The sequence below is a fragment of the Neisseria sp. HMSC074B07 genome (assembly GCF_001810355.1).
In the GTDB taxonomy this organism is placed as follows: Bacteria; Pseudomonadota; Gammaproteobacteria; order Burkholderiales; family Neisseriaceae; genus Neisseria.
This window is the reverse complement of sequence record NZ_KV800985.1, coordinates 63,173-73,762: the sequence shown is the minus strand read 5'-3', so window position 1 is coordinate 73,762 and position 10,590 is coordinate 63,173. Positions and strand designations below refer to the sequence as shown.

Here is a 10,590-nt window from a genome sequence, read left to right as displayed (position 1 = left end):
TTGTCCTGATTTAAAGTTAATCCACTATATAAGGAGAAGACGCGATGTCGTCCTAATGAATTTCATTTGCCAAAAAATAAAGCGGTCGTTCATGTAGCAAATACAGAACGACCGCTTGAGTTCAGCACCATTTTAGATTGTCTTCGGCAGCAAACAACTAAGGGTCTGCTGTCTTAATGATTCATTGCATGAATATATGGAAGACAAATCATGCGATACCGTTATTCAAGGGTTTATTTTTTCTCTTTCGGCATTTGAGATACCAAGGACAGGTTTACATCCAAGCCTTCGATTTGGAAGTGAGGACGGGCAAACAGACGGACTTTGAAGAAGCCGGGGTTGTCTTCGATGTCTTCAACCAAGACTTTGGCTTCACGCAGAGGATGTGTTGCCTGCAACTCGTCGCTTGGATCTGTCATTTCAGTAACCAATGTATTGATCCAAGTGTTCAATTCCAATTCGAGCATACGGCGGTCTTTGGTTGTACCAATGTTTTCGCGTTGGATCAGCTTGAGATAGTGAGCCAGACGGGAAAGCAAGAAAACGTAAGGCAAACGGGCATTGATTCGGCTGTTTGCAGTCGCTTCTTTGGTTTCGTAGAGCGCAGGTTTTTGCGCTGAGTTGGCCGAGAAGAAGCAGGCGTAATCGCGGTTTTTATAGAAAGACAGCGGTACGAAACCCAAATTGGCAAATTCAAATTCGCGGGTTTCGGGAATCAGGACCTCGGTAGGGATTTTTACTTGATTGCCGGTACCCAAATCATACATATGGATAGGCAAGTCTTCAATCAGACCGCCGGCTTGTGGTCCGCGGATTTGAACGCACCAGCCGTTATTGATGAAGCTGCGAACCATGTTGGCAGCGAAGGCAAAGGATGCGTTTGCCCATAAGTAACGATCGTGTTCGGTGCCCTTAACTTGTTCTTCGTAATTGAAGCTGCGTACAGGAACTGTATCGCTACCGTAAGGCAGACGGGCAAGGAAGCGGGGCAGGGTCAGGCCGATATAGCGTGCATCATCGGTTTCGCGGAAGCTTTTCCATTTGATGTATTCGGCACGGTCCATATAGTTCGCCAAATCCTGAATGCCGGCGACTTCTTCCATGCTTTCTTTACCGAAGAAAGATGGGCCGACAGAGCCGATGAACGGCATGTGTGCAGAAGCGGAGACGCGCGAAATATTGCGCAGCAAAGCCATGTCTTGCGGGCTGCGGTCAAATTCGTAGTTGGAGATGACTGCGCCGATAGGTTCGCCGCCCGGGGTGTCGTATTCGTTGCTATAAGTGTGGCGATACAGTCCGCTTTGGACGATTTCAGGGGCATCTTCAAAGTCTTGAATCAAGTCTTCTTTGGAGACGTCGAGGATTTCGATTTTAACGTTGTGACGGAAGTCTGTACGGTCAACCAAGAATTTCAGACCGCGCCATGCAGATTCGATTTTTTGGAATTCTTCGTTATGGAGGATTTCATCTAATTGGCGGCTGAGCTGTTCGTCAATGCGTGCGATGTGGTAGTCCAACAGGCTTTTGTCGAGGCGTTCTACTTTTTGAGATGAGTCTTGAATCATCTTTAAAAATACGCTGACCGCCGCTGCGATGCGTTCATCCGCAGAGGCTTCGGACATTTTTTCGGCGCTTTGGAACTGTTCGATGTCGATGACGGAGTCGACGGCGTTTAAGTTGATTTTTTGACACAGCGCTTCATAAACGCTGGCTGTGTTTTCTTGTTTTATAACGGTTGTTTGGGCTTCTTGGCGTTTTTGCATATTTTAAATCCTTACGGGTGTTTTCAGACGACCTTGTGTTTTATTTGTTAACAGGTGCAATTTTTTCGAGGCGGTCGCGCAGTTCGGCAGACAGATTTTCGTCACGCAAGATGGTTTCCAGTTCGCGACGGAATGCAGAATCGTCCAACAGGTTGGATTTCAAGTCACGGAGCAGGTTACGCATAGCCAATAAAGCGCGCAGCTCGGGAACATTTTGTGCAATTTGTTCCGGATGGAAATCCCGCATAGATTTGAAATTCAAATTGATGTTCATCTCGCCGCCGGCAGGGGAGAGGGTGTTTTTCACAGTCAGGTTGGCTTTAGGATTAAAGTCGGACAATACGGAATCAAAGTTGTTTTTGTTGATATTGACTTTTTCTTTTTCGGCAAGGTCGCGTTTGTCTTGACCATTGCTGTAATCACCGGTGACTAAAAGTTTGAGCGGAAGCTCGACTTTTTTCTGTGCGCCTCCGGTATGGAGGTCTAGTTTGATATTGATACGTGAAGGTGGAACTTCGTTTTGGAAACTTTTGCTCACGGCTAATCCTATTCTCTGTTATGTGTTGAAGGGAAAATCTTTCGTTTCAAATGAAATATAAATACTAAATTTGGATATATTTCTATCTAAATAGTATAAATGTTAGGTATACTGTTGTCTATTGCATTCAAAATTTATCTGACAAAAGGTATTTAAAAGGTATAAACAGTGAAATTTCATAAACCATTATGGGAAGAGGGTGTCTTGCTCTCTCCTCAGCACTTCCAACAACAAAACGTTTTTAATAGTTACATTTATGCAACAGTAATAAAATTGATGGGTGAATTCAAGTGGGGATGTTTTCGTTGCGAGTTCGACCAGCAGACGCTTGAATTAGGAAAAATTAAATTGGATGAGCTTCAGGCCTGCCTGCCTGACGGAACTCTAATCGATTTGCAGTCGGGCAGTGGCTCTGTTGAAGTTCGTGATATTAATAGCCTGCCTATGAGAGCGCGAAATACAGTGTTGCTGGCTCTCCCGGTTTATCAAGCGCATGTACCGAATTTGGTGGATGAAAACGGGGCTGGAAATACCCCCAGACGGTTTGTGAAAAAGTTCGAGCAAGTTGAGGATTTATTTTCCGCTGAGGAGGCAGAACTTGCCGTTGAGCAATTAAATTTACAAATTCGTTTTGATTTCGAGGATAATGACGATTACATTACATGCCCCATCGGCGTAGTGGAAAAAAACGAGAATGGGGCATTGATTTGGTCTAAAGACTACATCCCTCCATTATTGTCGATTACAGGTTCGGAAGTTTTACTTTCATGTCTGAATAGAATCACTTTGCTGGTGTTGTCCCGTATAGATAACTTATCTGCCCGCCGCCGGGCGCGTAGTGAAAATACGGTCGATTTTTCTGTGTCTGACTCAACCTTGTTCTGGTTCTTGCACGGATTAAATACGATTTATCCTGAATTGAAACATTTGAATGATTATCCGCAGCAACATCCAGAGGAGCTTTATAAGCTCTTGGTTCGTTTACTTGGTATGTTGTACACATTCAGGGTGAGTGAATCCGTGAATGAGATGGAACCATACGATCATTTTGATCTGTTTGGAACCTTCAACCGTTTGGAGTTGAAAATCCGCAGTCTGTTAGATGAAGTCATTCCATCGCCTGTCATCGAATTGTCGTTAGAACATACAAAATCTACACATTGGCGAGCTCAGATATTTGACAACAGAATTGATGATAATGCGGAGTTTTATATCTCGGCACATTCTGATTCCGTTGTTTTTGCTGAATTGCAGAAGCAATTGCCATTGGTCAGTAAAATTGGTGCGCCGGAAGACGTGGAACGCGTTATCAATACGGCAGTAATGGGAGTGCCTTTGCAGTTGTTGAATCAAACCCCTCCTGGTTTGCCGTTCCGAATGGATAATGTTTACTTCAGATTAGACAAACGGCATGTGGCATTTTCAAGAATGATGCAATCGCAGGTATGTAGTATTTACGTTCCAACATCTATACCCAATTTACATTTAAGCTTATTTGCAGTAGTGAGTATTTAATATGAACCATAATCCATTGATTCGAAGTGAATTAAGAGATACTGCTTTGACCGTATCCGCATTATCGGCAGGTTTTAGTCCCGAGCATGCCTCAACATGGTATGAATATGGCAAAACTTTGGTAGAGAATTTAAGAAAGAATTTAGCAAGCTCTGGTCGTAGTGCAGAGGAGATTGAAGAGATTTCTTATGCGCAGTGTGCGCTTTTGGATGAGGTTGCACTGCAGAATCTGCAAGGAAGTGATCGAGAAGTGTGGGAAATGAATCCCATGCAAGTACATTTCTTCCAATCATACAATGCAGGCGATGTATTGTGCGACAAAATTGAAAAGCTATGCAAAACAGGCAGTGCCAATTCGTTGATCGCCGAGGCATATTTGAGTGTAATCAATTTGGGCTTCAAGGGACGTTATATTTTAGATGAAATGGCTCTTCAAAATTCACAAAATAGCTTGAAAAAAATGGTTGCCGGGTTGTCTAGCAATGCGGTAACTCAAGATGGGCAAATATTCTATGTCGATCGTAAAAGCATGCCTCTTAAGAGTTTGCTGACGATTAGTCCGATATGGGTATTTATCTGTTGTTCTGTTATTGCAGTAGTAGCTTATTTTGCATTTGGATACTATCTGGATACTTTGGTTGAACAAACTCAAGCATTATAAATTTAGAGTAATTTCATAATGACTTATCAAAAGCTCTCGTCTTTCATTATTTTTATAGTAGTTGAGCTTATACTGTTTTATGTATTGGCAATATATTGGCAAGCTAGTTGGATGCTGAAAGGCGGTATTCTAGCTTTGTCAATTGTTGCTATATTTTGTGCTTGGTTAATCAGGCAGCGTAAGGACAAGGAAAATATCAGTATTGGTTCAGAAGTTTGGCAGCAAATTGCGACAGAATTAAATAATACTGGATTTACTGGGCGTTACGTTTTGCGTATGCCTGATTCTGCAGTGAAGATGTCGAATTTAGTCGAGAGGTATGATGACACAGTATATATAAATATTTTTAATCCAGAACATTTATACACTGTAGTTTGGAATCTGCTTCAGAATATAGCCCGTAAACAAATCTCACTCAGCATAGAGCTGGTGTTGTCTCCCGCCATAAATGCCGATGTATCTATGGTTATGCGGGGGTGGTTGCGCAATATATTGTTTTTGCAGAAAAAAATGGGTATATCTATACCTGTAAGTTTTGTTATTCGCGCCCCCTTTCTTTTCAAAGAGTCTTCAGATAAAAGAGAGCTATTTTTTGCCTTAAAAACTCAAGGCAGATGGAATGTATTAAATATTAATCAGTTTTTTACTGATTTTAAAGAAAGTCTGTCTATTGAGTTTTTACAGCAAAATAAACAATCAAACGGCTGTCAATATATATGGCTGATTGAGGCACTCAATTGCGTCGAGGAACAATTGTTGAATCGTACAGACGGGGGGTGGGAATATGTCGATGTACGCAGCTTAAGCGTAGTTGACGATGGAGACTGCCAAGCCAAATCAGTATGGGCAACTTATATTTCTAAGAATACACAAGGGTTAATCCATTCTTTTAATAATTATCAAGGTAATCAATTTCAATATATTCATACCGAATTGTCAGATAAATATACCGTTTATCATAAAAATCATGCTATTGATATACTTTTTAAAGTATTATCTGTTTGTGCATTAGGTTTTTTATCTGCTTCGTTTTTCTCTATGAAAAACAATAGCCGTTTAATAGAACAAATCAGCCGGCATATAGAAAATGTTCGGTCTGAGGCAAATTCAAATGAGCGGCAACAACATTTGGTATTGCTAAAGCAGGATTTGCAATTGCTTGAGAAATACCGTGATGAGGGTGTACCAGCACATTTAGGATTAGGGTTATATCGTGCGGATTTATATATTCCAAAGTTAAAAGCCTTAATGCCGAAAGATCCTCCACCTCCGAAACCGATAAAACCGGAACCTGTGAAACCTGTAGTTATTACTTTAGACAGCTTGGCTTTGTTTGAAACAGGTCAGTTTGAACTAAAAAATAATGCCAATAAAGCATTGATTGGTGCATTAAAAGCAATCGAGTCACATCCTGATACACGAATTTTAGTTGAAGGACATACTGATAATGTTGGAAATCCTGTTTCTAATCAGCAATTATCAGAAAAGCGTGCTCAATCGGTCAAAGATTGGTTGGTTATCTCTTCTAATGTTCCGGAGAGTCGGTTTGAGGTTAAAGGATTGGGTGATACCAAGCCTATTGCAGATAATCAGACGGAAGAAGGTAAGGCCAAAAACCGTAGGGTTGAGATCATACTGATTCCAGCTGTAAAACAGTAAATTTAATGCAGCACAAGTTGCTTTAAGCCTCACAACTTAAGGCGTTTTCAATAAAACTAAGGAGTAAAAATATGGCAATTCCTGCTTATATGTGGTTGAAAGACGACGGCGGTTCCGTTATTAAAGGTTCTGTTGACGTCAATGGTCGCGAAGACAGCGTTGAAATCGTTGAGTTTCTGCACAATGTCCGTATTCCTACGGATGCCAATACCGGCAAACTGACAGGTACTCGCGTTCACGAACCTATCGTATTGTTTAAAGAATACGATGCTTCTTCACCATACCTGTACAAAGCAGTAACAACTGGTCAAACTTTGAAAGAAGTAGAAATCAAGTGGTACCAAATTGACGCTTCCGGTCAAGAGAAAGAGTATTTCAATACCAAACTGGACAACGTTAAAGTTGTAGCAGTAGGTCCTGTAATGCACAACATCAAAGATCCTGCTCGCGAACGTTACAATCACTTGGAACGCGTTGAATTGCGTTACGAAAAAATCACTTGGACTTATAAAGACGGAAACATCATTCATTCCGACAGCTGGAACGAAAGCCGCGCTTAATAATCCACATAAAGTGCTGCCTGATAAAGGTAGCACTTTTTTATAACACATTTTTACATCAGGGATATCAAATGTCTGCACATGATCAAGCATTATTATTACGTCGTCTGAACACGCATTGTCAGCAGGCGATGGAAGCTGCAGCCGGCTTATGTCAAACACGAGGTCATGCCGAAATTACGGTTGACCATTTATTTATCAAATTGCTCGAACTAGGGGATGGAGACGTTAATGCCTTATTGAGGCGTTACGAAATTGATTTAGAAAATATTTGGAATCCTTTGTTGAGTACGATGGACAAACTTCCACGCAATGTTCGTGGTAATCCTTCTTTGTCTAAATCATTGATTAGTTTATTGTCGGATGCATGGTTGTTGGCAAGTGACGAAGGTGCATCTGAAATCCGTTCGGCTTTCCTATATCAGGCATTGCTGAAATCTCCTTACCGTCTGATGACGCAGGAAGCATGGCCCTTATTAAGCCTGACTGAAACACAGATAGGTCGTCTGAAAACTTGGTTGGACGAAGTTTCTATCGAAGGTGAGAATAATACATTTGCGCAGCCGGCTTCAGAAGAAGGTCAGCATACAGTTTCAGCGGAATCTAAACCCCAACAAACCGCTACAGCAGGACAAAACGATGCGCTTGCACGTTTTACCGTCAATTTGACTGAAAAAGCCGCTCAGGGCGGTATTGACCCTGTATTTGGACGCGAAACCGAAATCCGTCAAATGATGGATATTCTGTCGCGTCGCCGTAAGAACAACCCGATTCTGGTTGGCGAACCGGGTGTCGGTAAAACTGCATTGGTAGAAGGTCTGGCATTGAAAATCGCTTCAGGCGAGGTGCCTAAGATATTGGAAAACACCCAAGTATTGGTGTTGGACTTAGGTCTTCTGCAAGCGGGTGCGGGGGTGAAGGGCGAATTTGAACAACGCCTGCGCAATGTTATCGAGGCTGTTCAGAATTCTGAAGAACCCGTTTTATTATTCATCGACGAAGCGCATACGTTAATCGGTGCAGGAAACAGTGCAGGCGGCGCGGATGCAGCCAACCTCTTAAAACCGGCTTTGGCGCGGGGTGAATTGCGTACCATCGCAGCGACAACCTGGAGCGAATACAAACAATACTTTGAAAAAGACGCCGCGTTGGAACGCCGTTTCCAAATGGTCAAAGTTGACGAACCCGATGATGAGGCTGCGTTCACCATGCTCCGCGGTTTGAAGCAACGTTATGCCGCTTACCATAAAGTCCATATTCAGGACTCCGCCGTCATTGCAGCCGTACAACTTTCCCGAAAATATATTACCGGCCGCCAACTGCCGGACAAAGCCGTAGATTTGTTGGATACGGCAGCCGCACGCGTCCGCATGAGTTTGGATACCGTGCCTCATATTTTCGGTTTGATGGATGCCCAAATTTCTTCACTGCAACGCGAGCTGGAGGCATTGGATGCCGACAAGCAATTAGGTCGTCTGAATGCTTCGCAGCAAGATAACATTCGACAAGTTGAGCAAGAGATTGCCCAATTGAATGAAGAGCGCGAAGAAATGAACCGCCGATATCAGGAAGAAAAACAATTGGCGGATGAAATCCAATCCTTGATGGAAGCTGCCAAGAATACAGAATTGACTTCTGAAGAGCGACAAGCCGCGCAACACAGTCTGACCGAGAAACAGCAACAGCTTGATGCCGTTGTCGCGGGCAAACCGTTGATTTTCACCAGCGTTGATGAGACCGTAATCGCCGATATTATTGCCGATTGGACGGGCGTCCCCGCAGGCAGCGTTCTCAAAGACGAACTGGCAAACCTGCTGCAACTGGAAAGCCTGCTTGAGAAACGCGTGGTTGGGCAAAGTGAAGCCATTCATGCTATCGCGCAAAGTTTGAGAGCCGCTAAAGCTGGTTTAAAAACCAACGATTCCCCATTGGGCGTATTTCTGTTGAGCGGTCCGTCCGGCGTAGGTAAAACAGAAACGGCGCTGGCTTTGGCAGATGCGCTGTTCGGCGGCGAAAAATCGCTGATTACCATCAACCTGTCCGAATACCGCGAAGCGCATACCGTTTCCCAACTCAAAGGCTCGCCTCCGGGTTATGTCGGTTATGGCGAAGGCGGCGTTTTGACCGAAGCAGTACGTCAAAAACCTTACAGCGTCGTATTATTGGACGAAGTCGAGAAAGCCCATAAAGACATTCTTAATCTCTTCTACCAAGTCTTCGACAAAGGCATGATGCGTGACGGCGAAGGTCGGGAAATCGATTTCAAAAATACCGTTATCCTGATGACGTCAAACCTGGGTGCGAACGAATTGACCCAATTGCTGAAACCGCAAGAACCTGAAGAAACAGAAGAAGCTGTTGCAGAAGAGGGTAAAGAGCAAAACGTGCAAGAAGAGCAGATTGTGGACACTGAAGTCGAACTTTCTGCACAAATGCCTGATGGCTCGTCTGAAAACGCCTGCGTTTCAGACGACCCTGTTGAAACCGATGAAACGCCTGAATTCAGTCTGGAAGAGTTGGCAGAAGCGATTCGTCCGATACTGACAGACCATTTCCAAGCTGCTCTGTTGGCGCGTATGCAGGTTGTTCCTTATCGTCCGTTGGAAAAAGAGGCATTGGCTCAAATCGTCAGACTGAAGCTGGACAAAATTGCTGACCGACTGTACGAAGCCCATCAAACACGCCTCAGTTACAGCGAAGATTTTGCAGCGCTTCTGGCTGATTCTTGCACTACCGGCGACAGCGGCGCACGCAATATCGACCATTTGCTCAACCGCCAAGTCATGCCTGCTATCGCGCAAAGCTTTTTGCAATGGCAGCAAACCGCAGGGCATATGCCTGAACATGCAAAATTGGAGTTGGGCGAAGACGGAATAGACGTTTTATTTGAATAATGGGAAGAGAATAGGTCGTCTGAAATCATTATGTTGTTCAGACGACCTTCATTAATCTTTCACTTTATTGATAACGCATCCCAAGAGTTATTAGAAAGGTCGTCTGAAAAAAGCTATTCTTATTTCAGACGACTTTTTATAGCTAACGTATTGTTGAAACCCATTATATAGTGGCTTAACTTTAAACCGACGGCGTTACCTCGCCTTAGTTCAAAGAGAACGATTCCTCTAAGGTGCTGAAGCACCAAAGTGAATCGGTTCTGTACTATCTGCACTGTGCGGCTTCGTCCGCCTTGTCCTGATTTAAAGTTAATCCACTATATTTGGATTGCGGGCTTAATCAGGTTTTATGCAGTGTATTGATAAATATTGAGAAAATAATGTCTTGTTACTTTCTTTATATTGTGTCAAAACAAGGATATTTAAAAGCTGTTCTACGAACGAATGGGTTTGATATCGCTCAGACTCAGCCTGATAAAAAAGGCTGAATAAAAGCGATAGCTTTGTTATAATGAAACTATAGAGATTTCCATCAGTTTCTTGGCATTGCGCCGTTTTATCCATATCAACGAAAGAGGAAAACAAAATGTTTCCAGAATATCGCGATTTAATTTCAAAATTAAAACAAGAAGATGCGCATTTTGCACGATTGTTTGATGAGCATAACGAGCTGGATGACAAAATTACCGGTTTGGTAAACAACCCTGTTACCAGCGGCTCTGAAGAAATCGAAGAGCTGAAAAAAGCTAAATTGAAACTGAAAGACGAGTTGTACGCTCTTCTGCAAAAAGCAGCAGGCAAATAATTCGAGTTTCTCAGGTCGTCTGAAACCGATATCGGGATTTCAGACGACCTTTTTGTTTGCGGATGAAACGTAGGACGGGATAAGGCAAGGGAAGTACAGACAATAAACAGGTGCTGGTTTATTGCATGAATACAAAGCAAAGGTCGTCTGAAAACGCTTGCACGTATAGTGGATTAACTTTAAACCAGTACGGCG

The 10,590-nt window shown here is 43.1% G+C and carries 8 protein-coding genes; 6 read left to right on the top strand and 2 right to left on the bottom strand.

Annotation, left to right across the window (positions count from 1 at the left end):
* Positions 1-233: 233 nt before the first annotated feature.
* Both tssC and tssB read right to left on the bottom strand, forming a co-directional pair.
* Positions 234-1,763 carry a type VI secretion system contractile sheath large subunit gene (gene tssC / locus HMPREF2726_RS12425; protein ID WP_009311487.1) on the bottom strand — a complete coding sequence of 510 codons (1,530 nt, stop codon included), beginning with the start codon at positions 1,761-1,763 and terminating at the stop codon, positions 234-236.
* Positions 1,764-1,803: 40 nt separating this feature from the next.
* On the bottom strand, positions 1,804-2,301 hold the full coding sequence (gene tssB / locus HMPREF2726_RS12420) for a type VI secretion system contractile sheath small subunit (RefSeq protein ID WP_003760099.1): 498 nt from the start codon (positions 2,299-2,301) through the stop codon (positions 1,804-1,806).
* A 168-nt stretch (positions 2,302-2,469) separates the two neighbouring features.
* Here tssB and tssK point away from each other — a divergent pair, with 168 nt between their 5' ends.
* From tssK to HMPREF2726_RS12390, 6 genes are all read left to right on the top strand, one after another.
* Positions 2,470-3,816, top strand: a complete 1,347-nt coding sequence (tssK, locus tag HMPREF2726_RS12415; RefSeq protein WP_036529066.1) for a type VI secretion system baseplate subunit TssK — start codon at positions 2,470-2,472, stop codon at positions 3,814-3,816.
* 1 nt (position 3,817) lies between these two features.
* On the top strand, positions 3,818-4,477 hold the full coding sequence (locus HMPREF2726_RS12410) for a DotU family type IV/VI secretion system protein (protein ID WP_009311485.1): 660 nt from the start codon (positions 3,818-3,820) through the stop codon (positions 4,475-4,477).
* Positions 4,478-4,495: 18 nt separating this feature from the next.
* Entirely contained in the window at positions 4,496-6,136 is a 1,641-nt protein-coding gene (locus tag HMPREF2726_RS12405; RefSeq protein ID WP_009311484.1) for an OmpA family protein, read from the top strand.
* 71 nt (positions 6,137-6,207) lie between these two features.
* Complete coding sequence (locus HMPREF2726_RS12400; RefSeq protein ID WP_003760091.1) at positions 6,208-6,696, top strand: Hcp family type VI secretion system effector; 489 nt, start codon at positions 6,208-6,210, stop codon at positions 6,694-6,696.
* 71 nt (positions 6,697-6,767) lie between these two features.
* The gene (tssH, locus tag HMPREF2726_RS12395; protein WP_009311483.1) at positions 6,768-9,590 is read left to right on the top strand and encodes a type VI secretion system ATPase TssH; all 2,823 of its coding nucleotides are present in this window, start codon (positions 6,768-6,770) and stop codon (positions 9,588-9,590) included.
* Between the two features lie 586 nt (positions 9,591-10,176).
* Entirely contained in the window at positions 10,177-10,395 is a 219-nt protein-coding gene (locus tag HMPREF2726_RS12390) for an HP1242/YdcH family protein (protein WP_003760086.1), read from the top strand.
* Positions 10,396-10,590 lie beyond the last annotated feature (195 nt).

Coding starts and splice junctions, on each gene's coding strand:
- HMPREF2726_RS12405 (WP_009311484.1), top strand. CDS start 4,496: ATGACTTATCAAAAGCTCTCGTCTTTCATTATTTTTATAGTAGTTGAG.
- HMPREF2726_RS12410 (WP_009311485.1), top strand. CDS start 3,818: ATGAACCATAATCCATTGATTCGAAGTGAATTAAGAGATACTGCTTTG.
- tssH (WP_009311483.1), top strand. CDS start 6,768: ATGTCTGCACATGATCAAGCATTATTATTACGTCGTCTGAACACGCAT.
- HMPREF2726_RS12390 (WP_003760086.1), top strand. CDS start 10,177: ATGTTTCCAGAATATCGCGATTTAATTTCAAAATTAAAACAAGAAGAT.
- HMPREF2726_RS12400 (WP_003760091.1), top strand. CDS start 6,208: ATGGCAATTCCTGCTTATATGTGGTTGAAAGACGACGGCGGTTCCGTT.
- tssC (WP_009311487.1), bottom strand. CDS start 1,763: ATGCAAAAACGCCAAGAAGCCCAAACAACCGTTATAAAACAAGAAAAC.